The organism is Mycobacterium sp. NGS63 (assembly GCF_059812295.1).
Genome location: NZ_JCALCJ010000006.1, coordinates 215841 through 242704 on the forward strand (window position 1 = coordinate 215841; position 26864 = coordinate 242704).

General features: G+C 71.6%; 22 protein-coding genes. 12 read left to right on the plus strand and 10 right to left on the minus strand.

All coding sequences use genetic code 11. The annotated features are described in order from the left end of the window. Together AC5Y4Z_RS17400 and AC5Y4Z_RS17405 are read right to left on the minus strand one after the other, a co-directional pair. Positions 1-1548, minus strand: coding sequence for a leucyl aminopeptidase (locus AC5Y4Z_RS17400; protein ID WP_499965701.1), 1548 nt, complete (start codon positions 1546-1548; stop codon positions 1-3). A 32-nt stretch (positions 1549-1580) separates the two neighbouring features. Then, positions 1581-2684: an adenylate/guanylate cyclase domain-containing protein gene (locus AC5Y4Z_RS17405; RefSeq protein WP_499965702.1), complete on the minus strand. Its 1104-nt coding sequence runs from the start codon at positions 2682-2684 to the stop codon at positions 1581-1583. Between the two features lie 35 nt (positions 2685-2719). On the opposite strand from AC5Y4Z_RS17405, the gene gcvT reads away from it, so the two are divergent. From gcvT to AC5Y4Z_RS17435, 6 genes are all read left to right on the plus strand, one after another. Further along, complete coding sequence (gene gcvT, locus AC5Y4Z_RS17410) at positions 2720-3823, plus strand: glycine cleavage system aminomethyltransferase GcvT (RefSeq protein WP_499965703.1); 1104 nt, start codon at positions 2720-2722, stop codon at positions 3821-3823. A 56-nt stretch (positions 3824-3879) separates the two neighbouring features. After that, positions 3880-4986, plus strand: a complete 1107-nt coding sequence (locus AC5Y4Z_RS17415) for a branched-chain amino acid aminotransferase (RefSeq protein ID WP_499965704.1) — start codon at positions 3880-3882, stop codon at positions 4984-4986. Between the two features lie 63 nt (positions 4987-5049). After that, a complete protein-coding gene (locus tag AC5Y4Z_RS17420; protein ID WP_499965705.1) occupies positions 5050-6300 on the plus strand; it encodes a glycosyltransferase 87 family protein in 1251 nt (416 codons plus the stop codon). 67 nt (positions 6301-6367) lie between these two features. Further along, positions 6368-6868 carry a hypothetical protein gene (locus AC5Y4Z_RS17425; RefSeq protein ID WP_499965706.1) on the plus strand — a complete coding sequence of 167 codons (501 nt, stop codon included), beginning with the start codon at positions 6368-6370 and terminating at the stop codon, positions 6866-6868. 6 nt (positions 6869-6874) lie between these two features. Further along, positions 6875-8425 (plus strand): neutral zinc metallopeptidase, encoded by a 1551-nt coding sequence (locus AC5Y4Z_RS17430; RefSeq protein ID WP_499965707.1) that lies wholly within the window; start codon positions 6875-6877, stop codon positions 8423-8425. Then, complete coding sequence (locus AC5Y4Z_RS17435; RefSeq protein ID WP_499965708.1) at positions 8422-11160, plus strand: hypothetical protein; 2739 nt, start codon at positions 8422-8424, stop codon at positions 11158-11160. Before AC5Y4Z_RS17430 ends, AC5Y4Z_RS17435 begins: the two co-directional genes overlap by 4 nt. Here AC5Y4Z_RS17435 and AC5Y4Z_RS17440 read toward each other — a convergent pair. The 3 genes from AC5Y4Z_RS17440 to AC5Y4Z_RS17450 are packed head-to-tail and all read right to left on the minus strand — an operon-like array spanning position 11157 to position 12848. Further along, complete coding sequence (locus AC5Y4Z_RS17440) at positions 11157-11621, minus strand: RyR domain-containing protein (protein WP_499965709.1); 465 nt, start codon at positions 11619-11621, stop codon at positions 11157-11159. The genes AC5Y4Z_RS17435 and AC5Y4Z_RS17440 overlap by 4 nt on opposite strands. 28 nt (positions 11622-11649) lie before the next feature. Continuing rightward, entirely contained in the window at positions 11650-12210 is a 561-nt protein-coding gene (locus AC5Y4Z_RS17445) for a 5' nucleotidase, NT5C type (protein WP_499965711.1), read from the minus strand. Beyond that, complete coding sequence (locus tag AC5Y4Z_RS17450) at positions 12207-12848, minus strand: AAA family ATPase (protein ID WP_499965712.1); 642 nt, start codon at positions 12846-12848, stop codon at positions 12207-12209. Before AC5Y4Z_RS17450 ends, AC5Y4Z_RS17445 begins: the two co-directional genes overlap by 4 nt. 121 nt (positions 12849-12969) lie before the next feature. On the opposite strand from AC5Y4Z_RS17450, the gene AC5Y4Z_RS17455 reads away from it, so the two are divergent. The 4 genes from AC5Y4Z_RS17455 to AC5Y4Z_RS17470 all read left to right on the plus strand — a co-directional run bounded on the left by AC5Y4Z_RS17455 (position 12970) and on the right by AC5Y4Z_RS17470 (position 21378). Continuing rightward, the gene (locus AC5Y4Z_RS17455) at positions 12970-13743 is read left to right on the plus strand and encodes a hypothetical protein (protein WP_499965713.1); all 774 of its coding nucleotides are present in this window, start codon (positions 12970-12972) and stop codon (positions 13741-13743) included. A gap of 253 nt (positions 13744-13996) precedes the next feature. After that, positions 13997-15607, plus strand: coding sequence for a zinc ribbon domain-containing protein (locus AC5Y4Z_RS17460; RefSeq protein WP_499965714.1), 1611 nt, complete (start codon positions 13997-13999; stop codon positions 15605-15607). Positions 15608-15793: 186 nt separating this feature from the next. After that, positions 15794-20254, plus strand: a complete 4461-nt coding sequence (locus AC5Y4Z_RS17465) for an nSTAND1 domain-containing NTPase (RefSeq protein WP_499965715.1) — start codon at positions 15794-15796, stop codon at positions 20252-20254. A 2-nt stretch (positions 20255-20256) separates the two neighbouring features. After that, complete coding sequence (locus tag AC5Y4Z_RS17470; RefSeq protein ID WP_499965716.1) at positions 20257-21378, plus strand: TIR domain-containing protein; 1122 nt, start codon at positions 20257-20259, stop codon at positions 21376-21378. 4 nt (positions 21379-21382) lie between these two features. On the opposite strand, the gene AC5Y4Z_RS17475 is transcribed toward AC5Y4Z_RS17470, so the two are convergent. From AC5Y4Z_RS17475 to AC5Y4Z_RS17490, 4 genes are read right to left on the minus strand one after another with little or no spacing between them, the layout of a single operon-like run. Beyond that, a complete protein-coding gene (locus AC5Y4Z_RS17475) occupies positions 21383-22123 on the minus strand; it encodes an adenosylcobinamide-GDP ribazoletransferase (protein ID WP_499965717.1) in 741 nt (246 codons plus the stop codon). Then, positions 22120-23172, minus strand: coding sequence for a nicotinate-nucleotide--dimethylbenzimidazole phosphoribosyltransferase (gene cobT / locus AC5Y4Z_RS17480; RefSeq protein ID WP_499965718.1), 1053 nt, complete (start codon positions 23170-23172; stop codon positions 22120-22122). Before cobT ends, AC5Y4Z_RS17475 begins: the two co-directional genes overlap by 4 nt. After that, positions 23169-23705, minus strand: a complete 537-nt coding sequence (locus AC5Y4Z_RS17485; RefSeq protein WP_499965719.1) for a bifunctional adenosylcobinamide kinase/adenosylcobinamide-phosphate guanylyltransferase — start codon at positions 23703-23705, stop codon at positions 23169-23171. The genes cobT and AC5Y4Z_RS17485 overlap by 4 nt, the downstream gene beginning before the upstream one ends. A 27-nt stretch (positions 23706-23732) precedes the next feature. Beyond that, the gene (locus tag AC5Y4Z_RS17490; protein WP_499965720.1) at positions 23733-24416 is read right to left on the minus strand and encodes a DUF3043 domain-containing protein; all 684 of its coding nucleotides are present in this window, start codon (positions 24414-24416) and stop codon (positions 23733-23735) included. Between the two features lie 191 nt (positions 24417-24607). On the opposite strand from AC5Y4Z_RS17490, the gene AC5Y4Z_RS17495 reads away from it, so the two are divergent. Beyond that, on the plus strand, positions 24608-25684 hold the full coding sequence (locus tag AC5Y4Z_RS17495; RefSeq protein ID WP_499965721.1) for a glycerate kinase family protein: 1077 nt from the start codon (positions 24608-24610) through the stop codon (positions 25682-25684). Between the two features lie 56 nt (positions 25685-25740). Next, the gene (locus AC5Y4Z_RS17500; protein ID WP_499965723.1) at positions 25741-26097 is read left to right on the plus strand and encodes a HesB/IscA family protein; all 357 of its coding nucleotides are present in this window, start codon (positions 25741-25743) and stop codon (positions 26095-26097) included. A 19-nt stretch (positions 26098-26116) separates the two neighbouring features. Here AC5Y4Z_RS17500 and AC5Y4Z_RS17505 read toward each other — a convergent pair whose 3' ends face one another. After that, positions 26117-26743, minus strand: a complete 627-nt coding sequence (locus tag AC5Y4Z_RS17505; protein WP_499965724.1) for an Rv0361 family membrane protein — start codon at positions 26741-26743, stop codon at positions 26117-26119. Between the last annotated feature and the right edge of the window lie 121 nt (positions 26744-26864).

The window sequence follows — 26864 nt, forward strand, 5'->3', positions numbered from 1 at the left end:
CTAACCGTTCTCGGCGATGTCCTCCAGCATCGCGAACAGCGTGCGGGTCGGCACGCCGGTGGCGCCCTTGGGCGTGTAGCCCCACGGGCTGCCGGTGTTGTAGGCGGGGCCCGCCACGTCGATGTGCGCCCAGGCGACGCCGTCGGCGACGAACTCGCGCAGGAACACCCCGGCCACCAGCATGCCGGCGAAGCGCTGCCCGCTGATGTTGGACAGGTCGGCAATGGTGGACTTCAAATCGTCCTTGAGCTCGTCGGGCAGCGGCATCGGCCAGCCGTTCTCGCCCACCCGCTGCGACATCGCGGCGACGCGGTCGCGGAACTCGTCGCTGCCCATCACCCCGGGGATCCGGGCGCCCAGCGCGACCGTCTGCGCCCCGGTCAGGGTGGAGGTCTCCATCAGGTAGTCCGGCTGGTCCTCGCAGGCGCGGACGATCGCGTCGGCCAGGATGAGCCGGCCCTCGGCGTCGGTGTTCTGCACCTCGACCGTGGTCCCGCCGTACTGGGTCAGCACGTCGCCGGGGCGCTGTGCGGTCGCCGACGGCATGTTCTCGGCCATCGGCACCGTGGCGATCACGTCGATGGGCAGCTTCCGCTGCGCGGCCAGCGCGACGGTCGCGATGACCGCGGCGGCGCCGCCCATGTCCGAGGTCATGTAGTGCATGGACGCGGCCGGCTTGATCGAGATCCCGCCGGTGTCGAACGTGATGCCCTTGCCGACCAGCGCCACCCGCTTGGCCTGCTTGGGTTTTTTGGCCAGCTTGGAGCCGCGGTGGGTCAGCCGCACCAGCCGCGGCGGGCGCGACGAGCCCTGCCCGACGCCGATCACCCCGCCGTAGCCGCCCTTCGCCAGCGCCTTGTCGTCGAGCACCTCCACCTCGAGGCCGACGGCTTCGCCCAAAGCCTTTGCGCGCTTGGCGAATTCGGCGGGAAACAGGTGGCTCGGCGGGGTATTGACGAAGTCCCGGGCGGTGGCCACGGCCGTCGCCACGGCCGCTCCGTGCGCGCTTTGGTCCTTGGCGTCCTTCGCGGTGGACAGCACGGTGACACTGCGCAGCCCGTTGTCTTTGGGCGCGGTCTTGTCGCTGCGGAACTCGGTGAACCGGTAGCTGCCCAGGATCAGCCCCTCCACGGCCGCCGAGCACACGTCATCGCCCGGCAGCCCGGCCAGGGTGGTGAGCACCGCCTCGGCGCGGCCCAGCGAGCGCGCCGCGACCCCCGCGGCGCGCCGGATCGTGTCGGCCGGCCACTCGGAGCGCGGCTTGCCCAGCCCGATCGTCAGCACGCTGGCCACCGGCAGCGACGCCACCACCAGGCGGTGCACCTGTTCGCCGGCGCCGGTGGCCTCCAGCGCCCGCAGGCCGGCCTCGATCTCGGCGACGGCGTCGGAGCTCAGGAACGGGCCGGTCGCGGAGACGACGGTGCCCGGCTTGTCCTCGTCGCCGGTCGAGACGACCGGCACCAGCAAGACCGCGGAACCTACGCCGCGTCTGGGCAGTGTTGCAGCGACGGTAACGGTGGGGGCGTGGTAGCCCGGTTCGGTGCTCACGGCAAACCACCCTAATCGCCGCGCGTGTAGCCCTACCCCGCCGCGTCCCCGCCGTGCAGGTCGAAGGCGGTGACCGGGCCGTCAAAACCCTTGAGCGCCAACGGGTCCTGCGCGACCGCGGGCCAGCCCGGCAACTCGTCGCGCAAATCGGCCGCGGCCAGGATCTGCCCCGGCGCCGCCGCCGCCACGAGGCGCGCGGCCAGGTTGACCGGGATGCCGAAGTAGTCGCCGTTGATGGCCAGCGCCGTGCCGTAGGCCAGGCCGGCGCGCACCTGCAGGCCCTCCTCGCGCGCCCGCGGATGGTCGACGAGGTCGATCGCGGCGCGCGCCAGCCCCTCGGGCGACGAGCACACCCACATCACGGCGTCGCCGATGAACTTCACCACCCGGCCGCCGTCGCCGTGCACCACGTCGGCCACGGTGCCCCCGAACTCAGTGAGCAGGGCCGACAACTGCGCCGGCGTGAGCGTCTGGGTCAGCGCGGTGAAGCCGGACAGGTCGGCGAAACCGATGCCGCACACGACGCTGGCCGACGTGTCGCGAAGGACACCCTCGAAGTAGGTGCGGGCGCTGGTCAGATGGTGCCGGTGCACGACGTCGATCAGCTTCCCGATTCGCGGCACGAACTCGGCGACCGAGCGGTACGCCTGCGCCGTGGCCAGCTCGTCGTGCGTGTACTCCATCTGGATGTCGGGCGTCCCGGCGCGGATCACCGTCGACTCGGCCTCGGCAAGCCGGGCCATGGCGGCGCCGAGCACCCGCAGCATCCCGAACGCGCCCTCCTCGCCCACCACCGCCTTGACCGCGAGCCAGGTGCCCAGGGCGTCCACGTCGGCCTGGCTGAGCGCCGGAACGTCGGGACCGGCGACGGTCAGCCCGAGCAACGCCCACGCGTGCGCCACGTCACCGGCCGAAATGCCCAGTTGCTCGGCGGCGCTCTGCAGCGTGTGGATCGGCCGTCCCGACCCGGCCACGACGTCGCCGGCCAGCCCGAACAGGCGGCCGCGGCGCTCGGCGGCGACCATCTCGTCGACCGTGAAGCCCAGCCCGTCGAGGTACTTGATCAGGTCGGCCCGCTCGCGGGCGTTGGCGATTCCCGCGGCCTCGAGCTCTCCGAAATCCAAGGAGTCGGCCACCTACCACAGTGTGCCAGCCGGGCCGCCGATTAGGGTTGGTCGCCGTGACCGAGCTATTCAAGGGGCCCCTCGCCGACCGCCATCGCGAGCTGGGCGCCACCTTCGCGGAGTTCGGCGGCTGGATGATGCCGGTGTCGTATGCCGGCACGGTCAGCGAACACAACGCCACCCGCAACGCGGTCGGCCTGTTCGACGTCAGCCACCTCGGCAAGGCGTCGGTCCGCGGGCCGGGCGCCGCCCAATTCGTCAACTCCGCGCTCACCAACGACCTGGATCGCATCGGGCCCGGCAAGGCCCAATACACGTTGTGCTGCACCGAATCCGGCGGTGTCGTCGACGATTTGATCGCCTACTACGTCGCCGACGACGACATCTTCCTGGTGCCCAACGCCGCCAACACCGCCGCGGTGGTCGCGGCGCTGCGCGCCGCCGCCCCGCGAGGCGTGACCATCACCAACGAGCACCGCTCCTACGCGGTGCTGGCCGTACAGGGCCCGCGATCGGCCGACGTGCTGAACGAGCTGGGCCTGCCGGCCGACATGGACTACATGGGCTACGCCGACGCGACCTACTCGGGCGTGCCGGTGCGCGTGTGCCGCACCGGCTACACCGGCGAGCACGGCTACGAGTTGCTGCCGCCCTGGGACTCCGCGGGCGTGGTGTTCGACGCGCTGATCGCGGCGGTGAGCGCCGCCGGGGGAGAGCCCGCCGGGCTGGGCGCCCGCGACACGCTGCGCACCGAGATGGGTTATCCGCTGCACGGACACGAGCTTTCCCTCGACATCTCGCCGCTGCAGGCCCGCTGTGGCTGGGCCGTCGGCTGGAAGAAGGACGCGTTCTTCGGCCGCGACGCGCTGCTGGCCGAGAAGGCGGCGGGCCCGCGCCGGCTGCTGCGCGGGCTGCGGATGGTCGGCCGCGGGGTGTTGCGGCCCGGGCTGACGGTCCTGGCCGGCGAAAAACCGGTCGGGATCACCACATCCGGGACGTTCTCCCCGACGCTGCAGGCCGGCATCGGGCTGGCGCTGATCGACACCGATGCGGGCATCGAGGACGGCCGGCGGATCACCGTCGACGTCCGTGGCCGCGCCGTCGAGTGCGAGGTGGTCCGCCCGCCCTTCGTCACCGCGAAAACGCGCTAGCCGCCGGGGGTTAACGTGGCAAAAAACCAGTGGCGCGCGGATATAGAATCGGCCGCATGACCAGCGACTCACTCGAGTTCACGGTTCTGCGCGCGGATAACCCCGCGACCGACGCAGAGCGCGAATCAGTCCTGGCCGAGCCGGGTTTCGGCAAATACTTCACCGACCACATGGTGTCGATCGACTACGACGAGGGCCGGGGTTGGCACGACGCGCGCGTCATCCCGTACGGCCCGATCGAACTGGACCCCTCGGCGCTGGTGCTGCACTACGCGCAGGAAGTCTTCGAAGGGCTCAAGGCGTACCGCTGGGCGGACGGCTCGATCGTGTCGTTTCGCGCGGAGGCCAACGCGGCCCGGTTGCGCTCGTCGGCGCGGCGGCTGGCGATTCCCGAGCTGCCCGAAAGCGTGTTCGTCGAATCCCTGCGCCAGCTCATCGCCGTCGACGAGGCCTGGGTGCCGCGGGCGGGCGGCGAAGAGGCGCTGTATCTGCGGCCGTTCGTCTTCGCCACCGAGTCCGGGCTGGGCGTGCGGCCCGCCAAGCGGTACCGCTACCTGGTGATCGCCTCGCCGGCCGGCGCGTACTTCAAGGGCGGCATCAGCCCCGTCACCGTCTGGGTGTCGACGGAATACGTGCGGGCCAGCCCGGGCGGCACCGGCGCGGCCAAGTTCGGCGGGAACTACGCGGCCTCGCTGCTGGCCCAGGCCGAGGCCGCCGAAAACGACTGCGACCAGGTGGTGTGGCTGGACGCGGTCGAACGCCGCTACGTCGAGGAGATGGGCGGCATGAACATCTTCTTCGTGCTCGGCAGCGGCGGATCGGCGCGGCTGGTCACCCCCGAGTTGTCCGGCTCGCTGCTGCCCGGCATCACGCGAGATTCGTTGCTGCAGTTGGCGATCGACGCCGGGTTCGCGGTGGAGGAACGCAAGATCGATATCGACGAGTGGCAGAAGAAGGCCGCCGCCGGCGAGATCACCGAGGTGTTCGCCTGCGGCACCGCCGCGGTCATCACCCCGATCGCGCGGGTGAAGCACGGCGAATCCGAGTTCACCATCGCCGACGGGCAACCGGGCGAGGTCACGATGGCGCTGCGCGACACGCTGACCGGCATCCAGCGGGGCACCTTCGCCGACACCCACGGCTGGATGTCCCGGCTGGGCTGACACATCGATGACGTAGCGGTCTCCGAACGCCCGAGCCCGGAGCGGACGGGCGCGCCGCGCTGGGTGCCGGCGGCGATCCTGGCGGCGACCGCCGCGGCCTGGGCGGCGGCGTTCTGTGTGGTCCAGCTGATCCGGGTGCGCAGCGGCGAGCCCGGATACATCGACGCGCTGGTGTACCGCGCCGGAGGCCACGCGCTGCTCGCGGGCAACCCGCTGTACGCCGCCGACTTCGGGACCGTCAACCAGTCGCCGGGCGGGCTGCCGTTCACCTATCCGCCGTTCGCCGCGCTGGCGTTCGTCCCGCTGGCGATCGTGCCCGCCGGCGCCGCGATCGCGGCGATGGTCGTCCTCAACGCCGCCGCCTGCGCGGGCCTGCTTAGCGTCCTGCTCGCCACCGTGCACGACGGGTGGGACCGCCTGCGCGGGCTGCGCTGGCTGACCGCGCCCCTGTCGACCCGCACCGCGACCGCCACGCTGGCCGCGGCGCTCGTCTTCGTGCTGAGCACCCCGGTCCAGGGCAACTTCACCTACGGCCAGCTGGACCTGATCCTGGCCGCCGCGGTGGCGCTCGACGTGCTGGCGCCCGCGGTGCCGTGGCCCCGCGGGCTGCTGGTCGGGCTCGCCGCGGCGATCAAGCTGGCCCCCGCGGTGTTCATCGGATATTTCCTGGTGACCCGGCAGTGGCGCCCCCTGGCCGTGTCTCTGGGGACCGCCGCGGCCGCGCTCGTGGCGGGCTGGCTGGCGGCCCCCTCGGACACCGTCCGCTACTTGTCCGCGACCGCCTTCGACCCCGCGCGGATCGGCCAGCTGCGGTTCGCGTCCAACCAGTCGCTGCGCGGGGTCATCGAGCGCGTCCCCGCCCTCGACCCGTGGCGCGGCGCCGTCGCGGTGGGCGCGACGCTGGCGGTGCTGGTGCTGGCCGTCGCCGCCATCGAGGTGAGCCGGCGTGCCGGGGACAGGGTCGCGGCGCTGCTGTCCGCCGCGTTCATCGGCCTGCTCTGCTCGCCGGTGGCGTGGGGCCATCACTGGTTGTGGCTGTCGGCGACGGCCGCCTACCTCCTGCTGCGCTGGGCGGCGGTCGGCGGCGCGGCAAACCTGGCCGCGGGGCTGGCCGTGGCCGTGGTGGCCCTGGTGCCGCCGTGGCTGTTCCTGCCGCACGACAACGGGCGGGAGCGGCTGTGGAACGGCTTCGAGCACCTGATGGGCGGCGCGTGGGCGCTCACCGCGCTCGCGCTGCTGGCGTGGTTCGCGACGCCGCGCCGGGGACGGCCGAATCCGGAAAAACCACCGCGCGCTGCCGAACCGGCGAGCTAACCTACCTTCGTCCTGGGCTGTTCCCGTTGTGGGGCGGCCCCCTACACGGAGACGCGGAAGTCCGACGATGGTGGCTTTCCTGACGAGCGCTTCGACGCGGTCGCGAAATCTCCTGGCGGACCGCGCCGCTGGACTCGGTGCCGTCGTGGTGGCGGTGGCCGGCGTGCTGGCCGCGCCGCAACCGATGGCGAACGCGCAAGTCCCCCTTGCCGATTGGATCTCGCACGTCGCGCCCCACGTCGAAGACATCCACAAGGCGGAGAACGGCGCGTTCGCCATCATCCAGACCCCCGGTCCGATCGACGGCGACAAGCTGCAAGCGAACTGCACACAGCTGCGCGACGCCAACGAGGGCCTGCGCAACGGGATGCCCACCCCGGACCCCAAACTGACCGTCGAGGTCCAGCAGGCGATCGACAACTTCGACAGCGCCTCGCAAGCCTGCATGGAGTCGATCGCCAAGCGCAGCATGGTCAAGCTCGACGATTTCGTGTCCTTTCTGCGCACCGCCGAACAACATTTCTCCAGCGCCGACACCATTTTGGTCGCGCTGGCCCCGGCCGGGTGACCAGCGATGCCACGCGCCGGCCGCCGGACCACATTCAGCCGCCTCCTGGGCGCCGCGGCGTGCGTGACCGTGCTGGTCGCCGGTTGCACGCACCACCCCCCGGGCCCGCCCGAGTTTCGGCCCCCCATCCCGGAGGCGCCCAACCCGTCGCAGGTGGCGGGCGCGCCCGTCGTCAACGGAACCTCCGGGCTGCGGCCCGGCGCCCCCGGGCCGACGCGCCCGATCGAGGACGGCGACGGCGGTGACATCGACAACCTTGCCGCCATGGCGGTTTCGGACATCGAGCAGTTCTGGGGCGGCGCCTACGCCGCGCCGTTGAAGGGCAAGTTCACCCCCGTCAACGCCGTGTTCTCGTGGGACTCCCGGTACAAGAACGGGTCGTTCTGCGGCGAGGCGACCCACGAGACCGTCAACGCGATGTGGTGCGGCAGCACCGAACCGCGCGACCAGAACTGCCCCGACGACCGGCCCAGCCCACCGGCGCTGTGCACCCCGTCGTACAACACCATCGGCTGGGATCGGGGCGTGCTGATGCCCCAGCAGCGCGACACCGGCGGCGAGATGGGCGCGGTGGTCGTGCTCGCCCACGAGTACGGCCACGCGATCCAGCACATGGCCGAGCTGGTCGAGGTCAAAAACGTCGCCACCGCGACGGTGGCCGAACAGCAGGCCGACTGCTTCGCGGGCGCCTACATGCGCTGGGTGGCCGACGGCAAATCCGCCCGCTTCACGCTGAGCACCGGCGACGGCCTGGCCAAGCTGCTGATGGTCATGATCGGGATTCGCGACCCGCTGTTGACCGCCGGCAATCCCGTGGAACGACGCCTGGTGCACGGCTCGGCGTTCGAACGGGTGACGGCGTTCCAATTCGGTTTCGACGGCGGCATTTCCACCTGCGCGGGCATCGACGAGAAGGAGATCGAGCAGCGGCGCAGCAGCCTGCCCAAGGAACTGCTGGAGCACGGCACCACGGGCGAGACGCTGATCAACGCCGACACCGCGAAGTCGGTGACCGAGGCGCTGAACAAGCTGTTCTCCCCGCAGCCGCCGCCTCAACTCGCGTTCGAACCGCCCCCTTGCCCCGATGCCCGCCCGAGCCCGCCGGCGTGGTACTGCCCGGCCAGCAACACGATCGTCGTTGACATGCCCCGGCTCGTCCTGCTGGGCACGAGCCTGGCCCGCGGTTCGCCCGTCGACATGATGGGGCCGCTGTTCGGTGACTACACGGCCTATTCGGTGTTGGTGTCGCGGTTCATGCTGGCCGTGCAGAAGCAGCACGGGGGACTCGCCCTCGACAACACCAACGCGGGGCTGCGGACGGCGTGCCTGACCGGCGTCGCGACGGCCAAACTGTCCAAGCCCGTGACGGTGTCGGGCGGCGACACGATCGGGCTCAGCGGCGGCGACGTCGACGAGGCCGTGTCCGGGCTGCTCACCAACGGCCGGGCCGCCGGCGACGTCAACGGCGAGTCGGCGCCGTCGGTGTTCGCCCGGGTGGCGGCCTTCCGCGTGGGCGTGCTCGGTGACGAAGACGGTTGCCTCAAGCGCTGGCCATGACGCTGCACCCGGGCGCGCATCTCTCGACCAAACGCCAACGGCGCGAGGAGGATTCGGCCGGTGGCCCGGTGTTGCGGATCGCCCAGGTCGTGCTGCTGGTCGTCACGGTCGGCCTCGTCGCCTGCCTGGCACTGCCGGCGATTGACCCGAACCGGCGGTGGCCCCGTTGGTGGGCGTGGCTGGCGCTGGGCGCCAACTGGGTGCCGGTCGTGCTCGTCGCGGTCGTCATCGCGCTGCTGTGCGCGCTCACCTACCGGTTGCGGCGCAATCGCTCGTCGGCGGCGGCGCCGGTCATGATCGTCATCGGCCTGACGGCGATCACGCTCCTGTTGGGGCTCAGCTCGTTCTGGCGCTGCACCAACGCCGACCATCCGACGTTCATCGGCCCGCTGCTGTGGACGGTGTCGCTGGTCAAGGGGGGCATCGGCGACGAGGCGCTCGACGGCACCGGGCTGTGCCCCAAGCCGACGCCGGCCGCGCTGGAGGTCGCGCGGCTGGCGATCGTCGCGGCGATCTTCATCAGCCTGGTGGGGGTGGCGGCCGCGGCGTTCCGCGCGCAGTCCGACCGGCTGCGCGCCGCGTGGGCGCGCTGGGTCACGGTGGTGGTGGATCTCGACGACGACTCGGCGTCGATGATCGGCCCCATCGCGCACACGCTGCGGCCCGGCGGCGCCTTGGTGCTCATGGCCGACACCCTCGACAAGGCCTGCGTGGCCGAGGCCCGCAGGCAGGGCGCGTGCGTCGTGCAGGTCGGCTTCGACCGGCCGGGAGCGCTTGTGGCGCAGCGGTTCTGGCGCCGCCTAAGTGGGCTGTACCTGCTGTCGGCCGACCCGTCGACCAACCTGCTGCGGCTGTCGACCATCAGCCAACGGCTGGCGCCCGTCGCCACCAAGCGACGCATCCCCCTGATCGTGCGGGTCGACGACCCGTGGCTGGCCGAGGCGTGGCGGGCCCAGCAGTTCGGCCACCACGCCGGCGACTCCGACCACCTGTGGGCCGCGGACACGGTCTCGAAGTACGAGGCGACCGCCCGGCGGCTGATCGACCAGGTCCTGGCCAACAAATCGGTGCGGCGGATCATCGTCTGCGGCACTTCGCAATTGACCCTCGCGCTGTGCGCCGAGATGGCGATGCGGCACACCGAACGCTGCTTCCACACGCCGGCTGGCGAGCCCGAGCTGCCCGCGCTGACGCTCGTCGCGCCCGACGCCGACGAGTTCGTCCGGGACCACGAGGCACGCCAGCAGCGCAAGGGATTCCGCGGCGAGCCGCTACCCGTTGACCGGGTCGCCGCCGCGCCGTCCGCCGCGGTGGTCGGGCGGGTCGTCGAGCAGACCGAGGGCGTGGACTCCACCAAGGCGGTCATCGTGGCCGACTCGGCCGCGGCCGCCGACCCGATCCTGGGGACGCGGCTGGCGGCGAGCCATCCCACCATGCCGATCTACATGTGCGATCCGGCGGCCCGGATCAACGCCGAACGCATACCGGTCGCCTGCGAGCTGCGCACCTACCGCCTCGGGATGCAACTGCCGGATGGCCACGCCCACGACAACTTCGAGCGCGCCGCCATGTTGATCCACGAGCGATACGCGGCGACGCAATCCGACCGCACCAAGCCGTCGGCGCAGCCCTGGGAGGAACTCAGCGACTTCTATCGGGGCTCCAATCGCCGCCAGCTGCAAAACGCGCTGTGGATGGTCGAAAAGATCGCGGGTCACACCTGGAACACCGCGGACGCGTCCGACGATCGCGTCTCCCCGGAGAGCCTGCAGGGGTTTGACGGGGTCACCGACGGCCAACCCGCCGACGCCGCCGACGCCGCCGTCAAATCCCTGCAACCGCTGGGGTTCTCCGAAGACGCCGTCTACGCCATGGCACGGGCGGAATGGGAACGCTGGAGTCGCTATCTGCGCGACCGCGGCTGGAGCTGGGGCCCCCGGCGCGACGTCGCGGACAGGCAACACGAGCGGCTGGTGGACGACTGGGAGGCCACGCTCGCCGACCCCGAATTGAAAGCCGCCGCGCTGAAAAGCTTTGCGGACTCCCAGATCGCGCTGGCCAAGTTGCAGCGGCTGGGATTCAGCGAAGACACCGCCTGCGCGATGGCGCAGGCGGAATGGGAGGACTGGAGCCGCTACCTCAAAAAGCACGGGTGGTCGCTGGGGGACAAGCGCGACGAAACCCGCAAGCGCCACGAGAAATTGGTGGACAGCTGGGAAGCCACCGTAGTCGACCCGGAGTTGAAGGCCGCCGCGCTGAAAAGCCTGGCCGGCACGCTGATCGAGCTGATGAAACTCGGCTACCGCTCGCAGCCGATGTGGGACACCTACGAGCGGGTCGGGACGGTGACGGCGACTCGCCGCCGCCGGCGATGGACGTGGACCACCGCGTCGGGCCAGCCGGCGCGCGGTGCGGGCGGCGACTGGGAAGTGCGCGACGGCGTCAACAGCTGGTCGGTGCGCGACGACATCTTCCGCGCGTCGCACCGGCACCGGCACGGAAACCAGTGGGAGCGCGGGGGAACGGTGCTCGCCCGCCCGGCGCGGCCCGGCGAGACCGTCCACACGCTCGAAGGCCCGGTCATCGCGGAGGAGGGCGACTTCGTGATCCAGGGCGATCGCGGCGAGCAATGGCCGGTGCCCGGCGACGAGTTTCGCCGCCGCTACCGGGGACCCGTTCCGGTCTACAACGGGCCGAAAGTGGCGGCGACGGAACAGGAGACGGCCGGCGTCTAACCCGGGGTGCGGACGACGCGCAGCCCCACCGATGCCAGCAACCGGGGGATCTCCCTGACGAAGTTGCGGTCGTATTCCGCGATGTCGGTGGGCAACTCGTCGAAGGACATCAGGTACGGCGTCGTCTTCCGCGCGGCGTCCTTGTCGCCGGCGGTCCAGCCGTCCGCGACGCGTTCGCGCACCCAGCGGGCGTGTTCGGCGGCCGCCAGCGTCTCGACTTCCTCGCCGGTGAACGCGAAATTCGCTGCGGCCGCGCCGGTGTCGCCGTCGCGCAGCGGGGCGAGCTCGCAGCCGACGGCGCGCAGCTTGGCCGGGATGTCGCGCGCCTGGGCGCGATTGGACTCCTTGCGCGAGTCGTCGAGCTCGCGCCAGGACGGCGCGGGCCTGCCCGCCGCGATCTGGTCGCTGCGCCATCGCTCGTGGATGGCCCGCGCAATCGGCTCGACCGACCCGCCCCACATCGGCATCACGATACTGCGGGCCGCGCCGTCAGCGCGCGGCTTCCAGCGTGTCTTCCAGGAGCGGGTCGTCCCAGCCGCGGATCCGCAGCCCCGCGCCCGAGTGCGCGTTGTAGGGGCGGTCGAACACGATGTGGCGCCAGGTGGCCCGGCCGTCGCCGGTGTCGACGTCCGGGCGGTCGTCGATCAGGGCCAGGGCGTCGTAGCGGTACTTCTCCCGGTCGATGATCGCCTCGCTGACCACGATTTCGCCGAACCGGGGCACGAAGTGCCGCCGCAGCCACGCCAGCTTGGTCGGCGCCGACCGTTTGTTTCGCGACAGCGGCGCCGAGCATACCCGCGGGTGGTACCCGGCGTCGATGAGCCGTTGCCATCCCCGCAGCGCGTTGTCGACCAACGGCAGGTTCAGGAAGAAGTCCGGATGGCTGGTGATGTGCTGCACGTCCGCGACGTGGCGCGGATAGTCCTCGGCGATGTAGAAGTTTTTCCGTGCCACGCGCGCGATCCGGGGCGGGAGCTGATCCAGCACGGCGGCGTCGAAATCGGCCAGCACTCCGTCCATGTCGACCAGCACGACGTTGTCGAATCTCATTGCGCCACCCGGCCGGAAACCGTGCGCCGCCAGAATTCCCGCGCCTCGTCGAGCACGGCGTCGGTGGTCTTGGCGGTCGTGTCGACCACGAGGGCGGGGACGCCCGCGAAGGCCGCCACCGCCGGCGCGCCCGCGTCCACCGCTTCGCAGAACCGGGATGTCTGCCGGTGCTGTTCGGTGATGAAGTCGAGGGTCTCGTACTTGTCGGCGTTTTCGTCGGCGGCGATGCGCGCGAAGGCGACCCGCGGCTCGGCGGTGAGGTAGACGATCGCCGTGGGGCGTTCGAGTTCCGCCGTGCGCAGCAGCTTGTCGGTCGCCTCGTAGCTGACGCCCTGCACCGCCCCGAAGACGAAATTGTCCATCCAGCCCCGCTGGGACAGCAGCAGCGGGTGCGCGCGGCGCCATTGCCGGATCAGGGTGTTGGTCAGTCGGGCGTCCGTGGCGAACAGCAGGCGGTCGGTGTGGATGTCACCGAATGCCGACCCGTCCCCCGACAGGTCCAGGTACTGCCGCACGAACCCGTGATAGGGCAACCGGAATGCGAACCCGCCCAGCTCCTCCGCCAAGGCCCGCACCAACGTCGTCTTGCCCGAGCCGTCCAGCCCGGTGATCGTGATCCAGGGAGCATCCGCTGCCATCAGCTGTCATTGTGAGCCACCGACCCGCCACCCCGCGCGATTCCGGGGAATCCGCTGCAGCCCGGGCCGCGGCGCGGATAGGTTCGGTCGTGACTCGGTCGTGATACGGACGGGAGGCCGCATGTCCGCTGGGGACGGGGCGCACCCGACGGCTGGGCCCGGCGACTACCGGTTGGCTTGGGCCGCAACCGAATCGGACTCCGCGCGGGTGGTGCACGTCGGCGCGGCGCGCCAATTGGGCCCGGCGCTGGCCGCGCTGGGACTGCACCCGCCGCGACCGGCCGTGGTGGTCGTCGGCGGCGCCGCCGGCTTGTCCGACGACCGCATGGACCGGCTGCGTCCGCTGTTCGCCGACGTCATCGCGCCGGCGATGGAGACGCACGCGGCCGTCGGTGTGGACGGCGGCACCCGGTTCGGCGTCATGCGCCTGTTCGGTGAAACCCGCGCGGCCCGTGGCGCCACGTTCCCGCTCGTCGGCGTGGTGGCCGCCGGGCCGCTGCGGCGCCCCTCCCGTCGCGGCGAGAGCGTCCTGGAACCCCACCACACCCACTTCGTCGTGGTCCCGGGCGAGAACTGGGGCGCCGAGGCGCCGTGGATCGCCCGCACCGCAACCGCCGTCGCCGGTCCGGCGCGCTCGGTCACGGTGCTGATCAACGGCGGGCAGATCGCCTACTCCGACGTCCGGCACAGCCTCGAAGCGAACCGCCCGGTCATCGTGATCGCCGGGTCGGGCGGCACCGCCGACGTGTTCGCCGCCGCGCTGGCCGGCGCCGCGGCCGGCCGCCGAGTGGCGGCGCAGGCCGGCTCGGGGCGCGTGCACGCGGTGGGCATCGATGAGCCGGCGGCACTGGCCGACTCGCTGGACGCGGCGCTGCGCGCGCCGGCGTCCACCTGATGCCGAAGAGCGCGAAGCAAAAGGCGTTTGGCGAGCAAAAAGAACTGCTCGCCTCGCGGCGTGAATGGTCGTAAACTCATCTCGCGCATTTTCGCCTTTTTAGGCCTGCTTACGCGACGGAGCGGCTATGTCGACCGGTTGGGCTGGTTGGATGGGTGGCTTCGCCTCGGCCTGTTCCGCGCCGGCACGGCGAGAAGTTGGAAGGTAATTCCCCCGCGGTCAGCATTCTGCCGAAATCCTGGAGGTAGGTAAAATGGCCAGCCCGAACAATCCCGCATCCGGGGCGACCCGCCGCCCGGTGGCGCTGATGGGGACGCTGATGCCGCACATGGCGGAGCGGCGACATCACCTGTACCGCAACGTGACCGCGCTGGCGCTGCTGGCGGCGCTGATCGCGGCCGGGCTGGGGTCGTTGCCGGTGGCGCTGGTGCTGGCGGCGGTGGCGTTGCCGGCGGCGGTGCTGGTTTACGTCCACGACCACCGGTTGTGGCACGACGAGCCAATCAAGTTGATAGCCGTGGCTTTTGGGCTTCCGCTGCTGCTCGGAATCGGCGTGGGTCTGCTGGAGACGTATTTCATCGACTCGATCCTGGTGACGGGCGGGACGGCGTATCACCTACCGCCGGCCGCCCGGATCGTGCAACTGGGCTTGGTGGTGCCCGCCGTCGCGTTCGTGGCGGTCCTCATCGCGCCGCTGCTGATCAGCGTTCGCACGGCGTTTCGCCATCCGATGGACGTGGTGGTGGCGTGCTCGCTCGGCGGCGCCGCGCTGTCGCTGGGGCTCAGCGTCGTGGTGCAGCACGGGGCGTTCAGCCACATCCAGGCGACCGCCGGGGACCCGGCGCACGTGGCGTTCATCGCGCTGACGCTGGGGTTTTTGCAGCCGATCGTGCTGGCGACCGCCGCGATGCTGGGTGTGCTGGGCCTGCGCGTCCCGGGGGTCAACCCGTTGGTGGGCGTGCTCGAAGGGCTGGCGCTGGTGGTGGCCTACGAGCTGGCGACGACGCTGCTGCAGCCCTACGGCACGCGCGGGATCGTGCTCACGGCGATGGTCGCGTTCGTGCTGGCGGGGGCCGGGATGCTGGCCGCCCGCAACGGGTTGCACGCGGCGATGGCCGCCGACACGGGCGAGCAGACCGAAACCGCCGAGGCGATCGAGCATCGGATGCGCGCGGCCGCGGTGGCCGCGATCGTCGTCGCGGTGGTGGTGGTCGCCGCGGCGATCAGCGTGATGGTGGTCGAAAGCGGCAACGCCCCGCGTCCCACGCCGCCCACGCCGGGGCACGGCGGCGGCATCGCCCCGCACAGCGCCGGCGCGGTCGGCGCCCTGCGGCCGGCCAGCGGGCGGCCCGGCGACGCGCGGTTGGGCGACATGCGGCTGGCGTCGGTCGCCACGCCACTGGCGCTGCAGTCCGGCCCCATCGACCTGGATGGCCGGGTCAGCGTGGCACCCGCCGCGGGGTGGACGATCTACGATCAGGGCCCGTCGTGGGTCTCGCTCGTCAACCGTGCCCGCAACGCGACGGTGTACGCGGCGGCCGGCAAGGCGAACACCCAAGACATCCTGAGCGAGGCGACATTACTGGTCAACCAGAGCATCCGGGCCCAGGGCTACACCAACGTCCAGGAGAACCCGGGGCAGCCACAGACCATACAGGGCAACAACTTTCAGCAGCTGTTCGAGGTCGACTTCACCGCCGACGTCCAGAACAACCAGGGCACGACGCAAATCTGGGGCGGCTGGATCACGCTGTACAACTCCGCGACCGGGCGGTCGGGCTTCTATCAATTGATGGGCAACAGCCAGCAGGCGTTCCAGGCCGCCTTGCCCGACGGCGGCGGCATGCTGCTCTCGATGGAGTAGCGCCGCGCCGCGAACAGATCCCTTGCGGCCTCGCCGATTCCGTCACCGCACCGCAGGGCAGCGGCCGGGCGCATCCGCCGCGCGTGGGGGATGCCCGCAAAACTCCTCCAAAACCCCGGCGACCTGGCAAACTTGGCGGCCAATCGCGCTTTACGCCCCTCGGAGTCTGGCATGTTACGTATCTTCATGAGCCATTCCAGCCGTAACAACCGGGAGGCCGTGGCCCTGCGACAGTGGCTGACCGAGCGCCGCCCCGAGCTCGCCACCGAGATCTTCCTCGACATCGACGACAAGACGGGCCTGCAGCTCGGCCGCCAGTGGAAGGAAGAGCTGCTGCTGCGCAACACCGGCTGCGAATGGCTGCTCTGTCTGGTATCACGCGACTGGATCGCCTCCAAGGAATGCCTGATCGAGTACGAGCTGGCGGACCGGACGGGCAAGGGGATTGTGATCGCACGGCTGGAGGAGTTGGGCGACGCCGACTGGCGTCAGGCCGGCGAACCCAAGGGTGACATCACTTCCCACTGGCAGCGCTGCGACCTGTTCCGCGACGGCCCGATGACCGAGGTCGAGGTGGTCGCCGACCCGCCGACGGTGCCCGACGGGCCGCCGGTGTCGTTCAATACCGCTGCGCTGCACAAGATCCGCCGCCTGATCGAAGGGCCGGGGATTGGGCCGGACTCGTTTTTGTGGCCACCCCGCAGCGACCCCGAGCGGGCGCCCTACCGCGGCTGGGAACCGTTCGAGGACATCGACGCGGGGGTCTTCTTCGGCCGCGACGCGGCCATCGCGGCGGGGCGGGCTGCGCTGCGCAACATGCGTTTTCCCGCGCCGGACCGGTTCCCGGGCCCCGAGTCGATGTTCGTGGTGCTCGGGCCTTCGGGGAGTGGCAAGTCGTCGTTTCTGCGGGCGGGCCTGATCCCGCGGCTGCAGCGCGACGACCGCAACTTCGCCGTTCTCGGGCTGGTCCGGGCCGGCCATGCGCTGACCGGCGAGCAGGGCCTGGTCGCCGCCGTCGAGCAGGGACGGCGCGCTTTGGGGGTGACCGCCGCGTCGGTGGACGACATCGAGGACGCGTGCCGACGGGGCGACGCGGGCCGCCTCTGCGAGTTGTTCGGGCGGATGCGCGACGCGGCGGCGGCGCGCCACGACCCGGCCGACCCGATCGACACCGCCAAGACGGTCGTGCTGCGCATCGGCGACGGGATCCGCCGCGCCGGGGTCTCCCGCGACGAACGCGCGCTGACCGCTCCCACGCTGGTCCTGGCGCTGGATCAGGCCGAGGAGCTGATTCCCGCCCGACCGGGCACCGAGGCCGCGCGGTTCCTCGAACTCGTCGCGCAGTTGCTCACCCGCATGAACACCGCCGACGTCGGGCTGATCGTGGCCGCCACCATCCGCACCGACCGCTACGAGCGGATGCAGACCTATCCGGCGCTGCGCGACATCGGCGCCGTGCTGTTCAACGACCTCAAACCGATGCCGGCCAGTGAGCACAAGGAAGTCATCACCGGGCCGGCGCGGCGCGTCAGCGAGAAGACCCCGCTGACCTTCGACCCGGACCTGGTGGCGCAGCTGATGACCGACGCCGAAGGCGACGACACCCTGCCGCTGCTGGCGCTGACCCTCGACCGGCTGTATCGGCGCTACCACCGCAATGGCCGGTTCACGCTGGAGAACTACCGCCGCATGGGCGGCATGCGCGACGTGGTCAACAACGAGGTTCGGCAGGTCCTGCCGGCCGACGGCCAGGAACGCCAGCGGGCCATGGCGCTGCTGCGCGCGGCCTTCATCCCGTGCCTGGTGAACATCAACCCCGAGAACAACCGGCCGATGCGCCGCGTGGCGCCCGAGTCCGAGCTCCCCGAGGCGGCCCTGCCGCTGATCGACAAGATGGTGCAGCGGCGGCTGCTGGTCCGCGACCGCGACGAGCGCGGGCGGGTGGTCGTCGAGGTCGCGCTGGAAAGCCTGTTCCAGCACTGGGACGACCTGCGCGGCTGGCTGGACCAGCAGCGCGAGGATCTCAAGAACGTGCACGACATCGAGCGCAGCGCGGCCGGGTGGCACGCCCACCGCAACCCGGACTGGCTGCTGACCCGCACCCGGCTGGCCGACGCCGAAAGGCTGGCCGAGTCAACGCAATTCGGTGCGCGGCTGGCCGGCGTGCGGGAATTCCTGGCGGCCTCGCGGCAGGCCGAGGACCAGCGGACCGCCGACGCGGTGCGCATCGAGCGCGAACGCCGGGAGGCCGCCGAGGCGCTCGCCGAGGAGGAGCGGGCACACTCGCGAAAGCTGCGGCGGGCGATCGCGGTCATCGGCGTCATCGCCACCGTCGCGGTCCTGAGCCTCGGCTTCGCGGTCCAAGCCCAGATTCAGGCCGACCACGACCGCAACGAGGCCCGCAAGGGCTTCCTGCAGGCCACCGCCGAGAAGGTGGGCGCCGACGCGCTGAGCATCCTCAACCGGGACCGGCCCGGCAGTGATGCCCGGGCGATCCAGGAAATGCTTGCCGCGACGATGCTTTCGCCGGAAACGACCGCCGACTATGCCGTCGCGGCCGCGGTCAAGCTGTCGTGGGCCAGCAAGCTGATCTCCCCGGGCCTCACCTCGACGGCGGCCTACAGCGCCGACGGCCGGCGCATCGCCTCCGGCGGGTTCGACTACGCGGTGCGGATCTGGAACGCCGACTCCGGAGCCGAGATTGGCCGCCCGCTGCTGGGTCACCACAGCCCCATCACCGGCGCGGCGTTCAGCCCCGACGGAACCCGCCTGGTGTCGGCGAGCGAGGACGGCGAGCTGCGGCTGTGGGACGTGGACAAGGGTGAGCTGATCACCTGCACCACGAGCGTGGGATCCGCGTGTCGCCCCAAGCCCGACCCGGCCAACACCAATCCCGGAATCGAGTCGCTGGCCTACAGCCCCGACGGCAACCACCTCGCGACCGGCGAGAACGACGGCAGCGTGCAGCTGTGGGACCCGCGGACGCTGCGGCCCAGCATGCCCGCGCTGAAGGGGCAGGGCGGGGGCGTGTACAGCGTGGCGTTCAGCCCGGACAGCCACCGGCTCGCGTCGGGCAGCACCGACGAGACCATTTGGCTGCGGAACCCCGATAGCGGTGCGGCCCTTGGTGATCCGTTGAAGGGACAGTCCGGCACCATCCTGTCCCTCGCGTTCAGCCCGGACGGCCGCCGGCTGGCCTCGGGCAGCTTCGACCAATCGATCTGGATATGGAACGGGATGGACACCGGCCGGCCGGTGGGCGCCGAACTGAGGGACAAGGGCAAGCCGCACACCGTGCACACCGCGCCCGTCAATGCGGTCACGTTCACCCCCAGGGGCGGCATCCTGATGTCGGGCAGCCAGGACGGCACCATCCGGTGGTGGGACGTCGGTGAGGGCTCGTCGACCTACGGGTTCAGCCTGTTGCTGCCCTCGACCCGCCGCGGCGACCCGGTGCAGACCGTCGCGTTCAACCCCGTGTCCTGGTGCGACCCGAACGAAAGCTGCGAGCGGGGCACGCTGGGCGCCATGTCCAGCAGCCCGGCGGGCGGGATCCAGGTGTGGAACAACGTGTCCAAAGCCATTCCGCTGGACGGCCACAAAGCCCGGGTGAACGTCGTGGCGTTCGATCCCGCCGTGCCGGGGGTGTTCGCGTCGGGCGGCAAGGACGGGCACGTGATGGTGTGGAGACCCGGCACCGACTACCGGCCCATCCGCGACATGTCCCCGTGCGCGGACCGGCCCGACTGCACGCCCGCCGGGGTGGGCTGGCTCGCCTTCAGCCCCGACGGCCGGCAGATCGCCTCGGCCAGCTGGGACGGCAAGCTCTACATCTGGGACGTGCGCGCCGGCAAGTTGGCGAATCCCGGTGCCATCCCGACGGCCATGACCTCGCTGGCCGCGGTGGCCTACAGCCTCGACGGGCAGCGCATCGTCGTCGCGGGAAACGACGACAAAGCCAAGCAATGGGCCGTGCAGAGCTTCGACGCGCACACGGGCGCCCCGATCGGATCGGCGCTCACCGGGCAGGGGCCCCCGCTGGAGACCGTGGCCGTCAGCCCCGACGGGACGGTCATCGCCGCGGGCGGAGACGACAGCACCATCCGGCTGTGGGACGCCGGCAGCGGCCGGCTCAAGGGCCAGCTGTCCGGCCACGCCGACCTGGTGTACAGCGTCACGTTCAGCCCGGACGGCCGCATGCTGATCTCCGGCAGCTTCGACGGCACCGTGCGGCGGTGGGATGTGGCGCGGCTCAACCAGATCGGGACACCGCTGACCGGTCACACGGGCAAGGTCGACGTGGTGGCGATCTCGCCCGACGGGCACTACATCGCGTCCTCCGGCGAGGACGGAACCGTGCGGCTGTGGAACTCCCAAACCGGCCGTCCCGTCGGCGCGCCGCTGACGGCCAGCGCCGACCCCGTGTTGGGTGTGGCCTTCAGCCCGGAGGGAAACGCGCTGCTCGCCGGGGGCGTCGACCGGTACCTGCACACCTGGCCGTTTCCGTTCAACGCGCAAAACGCCCTGTGCGAGAAGATCGCCACCAACATGAGCCACCGGCAGTGGCGCGAATGGATCTCACCGACGATCGACTACCGGCTGCAGTGTCCCGGCAAGCCCGTGGCGCCCGACGCGCAGGGCGGCTGACCGTGCCCAAGGTGTTCATCTGCGGCGCCCCGGACGACCATCCCGGCGTGCGCCAGCTGGTCGAGCAGCTACACGCGCGCCACTACCAGGCCTCGGTTCACGGCGCGTCGCCCGTCGACCGGGAATCGTGGGACCGGGCCATGCGCGCCGTCGCCGAGGCCGACGTGTTCGTCCCGGTCATCACGCCGGCCGCGCTGCAATCGCCAAGCTGCACAAGGCAATTCGACTGGGCGCAGCGGCTGGCCAAACCGGTGCTGCCGGTGTTGGCCGAGCCGCCCACCACCGCATTGCCGCCGCGGTTCCTGGCGCACCGGATGGTCGACTATTCCCATTCGGCCCCGCCCGATCAGTCGTCCGCGGCGCTGGACGCCGCGCTGGCATCGCTGCAACCCGCGCCGCCGCTGCCGGTTCCGCTGCCGCGGCCGCCGCGGGCGCCGCGTTCGGCCGACGCGCTGCGGCGCATCGGGGTCCGCGCCGCCGCGGCGCTGGCCGTCGTCACGGTGGCCGGTTTGGTGGTCTGGCTGTGCGTCGACATCAGGACCGCCCACGCGAACGCGATCAAGGTCTTCCCGAGCACCGACGGCGTCTTCGTGGGCAGCGCGCGCGCCGGCAGCACGATCGACGTGTTCACCGACCCCCTTTGTGACCCGTGCACGCGCCTGACCAAGGCCTCGGCGGGTGATATCCGTAAGGCGTTGCGTGACAGGAAGATAGCCGTGCGCTATCACCTGCTCGACGAGTTCGACAACGTATCCGCCAGCGGCGACTACTCGACGCGCGCCGTGGCCGCGAGTTTCTGTGTGGCCGAATCCGGGGATCCCGACCGCTATCAGGACTTCTACGCGGCGCTGTTCGCGCGAGACTTCCAGCCGAAGCAGAAAACCGACGCCCCCACCGATCGCAGCAACGCCGATCTGGCTCAGCTGGCGCAGAAAACCGGAGCGCCGCAGCCGGTCGGCGACTGCATCAGCAGCGGTCAGCGGGCCAAGGCCGCCAAGACCCAGGCGACCAATGCCCGAGACTCGCTGAAGCGGCTGTCGGGCATGGGTCTGCTGCCGATGATCTACCTCGGCACCCGGGAGGTCGACTACGACGCCGCGGGCTGGATCGACAACCTTCGCTAGGCGCCTAGAAGCGCACCAGGCCCGCCAGCGCCACCGCGCACACCGTCGCGGTCAGCTCGATCGCGGCGCCCAACACGTCACCGGTGATGCCGCCCAACCTCCGCACGCAGTGCGCGACCAGGACCGCGCCGGCGCCCACCGCCACCAGCACCGCCGCCGGCCCCTGCCACGGCCGCGGGCCGGCCAGCAGCGAAACCGCCAGCAGCGCAACCAGCCACGCGCCCACCACCGGGGCGGGCTGGCTGCCGGCGACGCGCGCGCCCAGCGCGCTGCCCTCGGCCGCCGGCACCGAGCGGCGACAGGCCAACACCGCGCCCACCCGGCCGGCGAAGACCGCCAGCGCGACGCCGGCCGGCGGCAGCGCCGAGAAGGCCAGCCCCTGCAGCAGGATCACCAGCACAACCGCCGCCGCCCCGAACGGCCCGGTCGAGCCGTCGCGCATCACCGCCAGCGCGCGCTGCGGCGGGCCGTAGCAGCCCAGCCCGTCGGCGGTGTCGGCGACGCCGTCGATGTGCAGCCCGCGGGTTGCCAAGAGCAGCGCCGCCACCGCGAGCAGGCCGGGCAGCGGGCTGGACGCGCCGAAAGCCCACGCGCCACACCAGGTGACACCAGCGGCCAGCGCGCCTAGCGCCGCGCCCACCACGGGCAGCGCGGTCATCGCGCCGCGACCCATCGGCGCGCCCAGCGCCCCCGGCACCGGCAGCACCGTGCCAAACGCGAAAGCCGTTGCCACCGAACGCATCACGGGGGTGGGGCGGGTCCGGTTACCCCCGCGTCGGTGAAGGTCGCCATCGACGCCAGCGCGGCCACCGCGGCGCGCAGCACCGGCAGCGCCACCGCGGCGCCGGTGCCCTCGCCCAGCCGCATCCGCAGGTCCAGGATCGGTTCCAGCTCGAGGGCGGCCAGCGCCAGCTGATGGCCCGGCTCGGTGGACCGGTGACCGGCCTGCCACCACGCCCGGGCGCCGGGCGCCAGGCGCTCGGCGACCAGCGCCGCGGCGGTCACGGCCATGCCGTCGAGCAGCAGTGGGGTGCGCCGCACCGCGGCCTGCGCGCAAAAGCCCGCCATCGCGGCCAGATCCGCGCCGCCGCAGCAGCGCAGCAGCCCGACCGGATCGGGCAGCACGGCGCGCGCCCGGAACAGGGCGTCGCGCACCGCGGCGGTCTTGCGCGCCCAGCCCGCGTCGTCGATCCCGGTGCCGAAGCCGACCACCGTGACCGGCTCGGCGTTGGTCAGCGCCGCCACCAAAACCGCTGCGGGGGTGGTGTTCCCGATCCCCATGTCGCCCGCGATGAGCAGGTCGGCGCCGCCGTCGACCTCCTCGTCGGCGATGGCCCGCCCCGCTGCGATCGCGGCGGCCGCCTCGTCGTCGGACAGCGCGTCGCCCATCGTGATGTCGCCGCTGCCGCGCCGCACCTTGTGCGCGCCGATGCGCTCCGAGGCCGCCTCGGCGTCGACGGCCAGGTCCGCCGGCCGCACCGTCGCCCCGGCGAGGCCGGCCAGCACGTTGATCGCCGCGCCGCCGGCGTCGATGTTGGCGACCATCTGGGCCGTGACCTCCGGCGGGTAGGCCGACACTCCCGACCGCGCGACGCCGTGGTCGCCCGCGAACACCACCACCCGGGCACGCTCGAATTGGGTTGGCGGGCAACGGCCTTGGCACGACGCGACCCACACCGACAGGTCCTCGAGGCGGCCCAGCGCGCCGCGCGGCTTGGTCAGCGTTTCCTGGCGGGCGCGCGCGGCGGCCGCGGCGGCCGCGTCGGGCGGCGATACCGGTGCGAATTCCATCACGCCCCCGCCGGTTTGATCTGCATGGCCTGCCCGGCCACCACCAGCACCACCCGATCGCACAGCGCGGCGAGGCGCTGGTTGAGGCTGCCCAGTTCGTCGGCGAAGCGGCGCCCGGACGCGGTGGCCGGCACCACGGTCAGCCCGACCTCCGGGCTGACCAGCACCAGGGTGGAGCCGAATTCGCCGATGGCGGCCACGATCTCATCGACGGGCGCGGCCACCGACCCGCCGTCCCACCCGTGGTTGCGGTCCAGCGTTCCGGTCAGCCAGCCCCCGAGGTCGTCGACGAGCGTCGGGGTACCCGGCGACTGCCGCAGTTGCGCTGTGACGTCGTCGGTTTCGACCGTCGACCAATGCGCGGGCCGGCGGTCGCGGTGCCGCGCGATCCGCTCCGCCCACGCTGTATCCTTCCCGCCGGCCGGCGCGGGCGCCAGGTAGCGGACGGGCTGGCCGGGTGGCAGCGACGTGGCGATGGCCTCCTCGGCCCAGCGGGACTTGCCCGACCTGATCCCCCCGAGCACCAGGGTGCGCACCGGGATCAGGCGGCTTTCGGGTGCCGGTCAGCCGACACTGTTGCCGCGCTCGACTTGGGGCCGGGGCGCCCGCATGCGGCGCAGTTGCGACGCCCGGCCCGCGGCGTAAAGGCCCAGCTTCCAACGGCTTTCGGTGTTGTCCGGGAACTTCGCGTCCACCAGCCTGCTGACCTTGCGGCCCAGGACCAGCCCGTCGATGCTCATGAGCAGCATCAGCACCAGCATCGCCGGGGACGCGTACAGCTGCAGCTGCGGGACCCCGAACGACATGAACAACAGCAACAGCGTCGCCGGCATGAACAGACCCAGGACGTTGCGCCGGGAGTCCACCACGTCGCGCACGTAGCGCCGGATGGGTCCCTGATCGCGCGGCAACAGGTACGCCTCGTCGCCGGCCAGCATGCGCTCGCGGCGATCCGTCATCCGCGTGCGGCTGGCCGCGCGCTCGGCCCGGCGTTCCTCGCGGCTGAGCTTGGGACCGGCCAGCGATTTGCGCCGGGCCCGGGCCTCGGACGCGGTCATCGGGGCCGGCGCGACCGGGCCCTTTTTGGCGTTGCGCCGGGCTTCGCTGCGCTTGGGGGTGGGCCGGCCCTTCGGGCCGGTCCGGACCGAGCCGCGCGGCGCACCGTCGGCGCCGGCTTCCGCCGTCGTCTCGTCGAGGCCGGTCTGCGGGTCGTCCTCCTGGCCTCTCTTGCGGCCCATTAGCTTCACAGTGGCCAGGTTACTTCGGCCGAACACCACCCGGTAACGGCCCCGGAAGGCATTGTTATTAGCCATGCGCCAGCCCGGCGCTTGGACCTACGCTTGATTGTGATGAACGGCTACCTGTGATGGACGACGGCACGATGGCATCGGATGACGCTGCCGATGTCCTTGCGCCCGGGCGCCTTCGGCTGCCGGCCATGCAGGTTCTGGTTGCCCCGGACTGCTACGGGGACAGCCTGTCCGCCGTGGAGGCCGCCGCCGCCATCGCGACCGGCTGGACCCGATCACGCCCCGGCGACCGGTTCACTGTCGCCCCCCAGTCCGACGGCGGCCCCGGGTTCGTCGAGGTGCTGGCGACGCGGCTGGGGGAGAAGCGGCGACTGCGGGTGTGCGGGCCGCTGGAAGGCACGGTGGAGGCCGACTGGGTGTTCGACCCCGCCTCGTCGACCGCGTACCTGGAATGCGCACAGGCCTGCGGCCTGAGCCTGCTCGGCGGCCCACCCACCCCCGAAACCGCGCTGGCCGCCGACAGCAGCGGCGTGGGGCAGCTCATCTACGAGGCGCTGCGGGTGGGGGCGACGCGGATCGTGGTCGGGCTCGGCGGCAGCGCGTGCACCGACGGCGGGAAGGGCATGATCACCCAGCTGGGCGGCCTGCAGGAGGCCCGCCACCGCATGACCAACGTCGACCTGATCGCAGCGTCGGACACCGAATATCCGCTGATCGGCCCGTGGGGCGCGGCGCGGGTGTTCGGGCCGCAGAAGGGCGCGGACACCGCCGCCGTCGCCGCGCTGGAGGTTCGCCTCGAGGCCTGGGCGCTGGAACTGGAAGCGGCGGCCGGGCGGGACGTCTGCGCCGAGCCCGGCGCGGGCGCCGCCGGGGGCATCGGGGCCGGGCTGCTCGCGCTGGGCGGCCGGTGCGAGTCGGGCGCGGCGATCATCGCCGAGCACACGCATTTGGCCGAGGATCTCGAGGTCGCGGACATGATCGTCACGGGCGAGGGCCGGTTCGACGAGCAGTCCCTGTTCGGCAAGGTGGTCGGCTTCATCGCGGACTCTGCCCGGCCGCTGGGGATCCCGGTGATCGTGCTCGCCGGCCAGGTCGGGCTGGAGAACTCCGCGGTGCGCTCGTCGGGCATCATGTCGGCGCTGTCCATCGCCGATTACGCCGGTTCGGTGCGGTTGGCGCAGGCCGACGCGGCCAACCAGCTGATGGGTTTGGCATCCGAGGTGGCGGCGCGGCTCGGGAATAGCGGTCCAGCAAGGTACCGTTGAGGAAGTGGACTCTGGGCGAGTAGCCCCACCTGACGATGAGGCATGTAGGAGAAGCAATGACGGTGCAAAACGAGTCGAGCGCCAAGACTCACGGCGTGGTCCTGACCGATTCCGCCGCTGCCAAGGCGAAGTCCCTGCTGGACCAGGAGGGCCGTGACGACCTGGCGCTGCGTATCGCGGTCCAGCCGGGCGGGTGCGCCGGCCTGCGCTACAACCTCTTCTTCGACGACCGGACGCTGGACGGCGACCTGACCGCGGAGTTCGGCGGCGTGACCCTGACCGTGGACCGGATGAGCGCGCCCTACGTCGAGGGCGCGTCCATCGACTTCGTCGACACCATCGAGAAGCAGGGCTTCACCATCGACAACCCGAACGCCAGCGGTTCCTGCGCCTGCGGGGACTCGTTCAACTGAGCTGAGAGCGCGGGGCGCGTCAGTACGCGCCCCCGGTGCGCAGCACGTACGAGCACACCTCGATCTGGCCGCGCTGGAAAAGCAGCTGCGCCACGCCCTGCACCTCGCCGCGCAGGGGCCCGCCCGTCGGGGGTGACACTTTCATCGTGAACAGCGCCTGCGCCTGGTATTGGGACAGGTAGACGATCTTGTCGATCGACGTCAGCTGCACCTCGGAGAACTGCTTGCGGAACGCGTCGCTGCTCATCTTGGCCAGCGCCTGGTCGGAGCGTTTATCGCGCACGCCGTCGTACATGCCGCACAGCGCGTTGCGGACGATGACGTCGATGTCGCGGTGGTCGAGGGCGTCCAGGTAGTCCTGGATGGCCGCCTTGGCCGCGCCCTCGGACAGCGACGTGCCGGTATTGGCGCCGTTGGTGCGGACCCCGTAGGTGATCGCCAGCGTCAGCGCCGCCACCAACGCGAGCGCCACCAGCGCGCCGACGACCAACCGCCGCCGGGACCGTCGCGCCGGATACGGCACCGGCGGAGGCTGTTGCCCGGGATAGCCGGGCTGGCCGGGCTGCTGGGGGAACGCGGGCGGCGGAGACTGGGGCGTGGGTCCGGCGGCGCCGACAGTCTGGTTCGGCGGGTGCGGACCTGCCATCGGTTCTCCTACGGTGGTGGACGGAATCGTGAGCGGGCTGGGCCCGAGACTTTCCCTTGGCAGGCTAGCGCACGACTTCGCTTCGACCGCGCAGCGAGGAGGGTTGCTGCGGCTGAGTAAG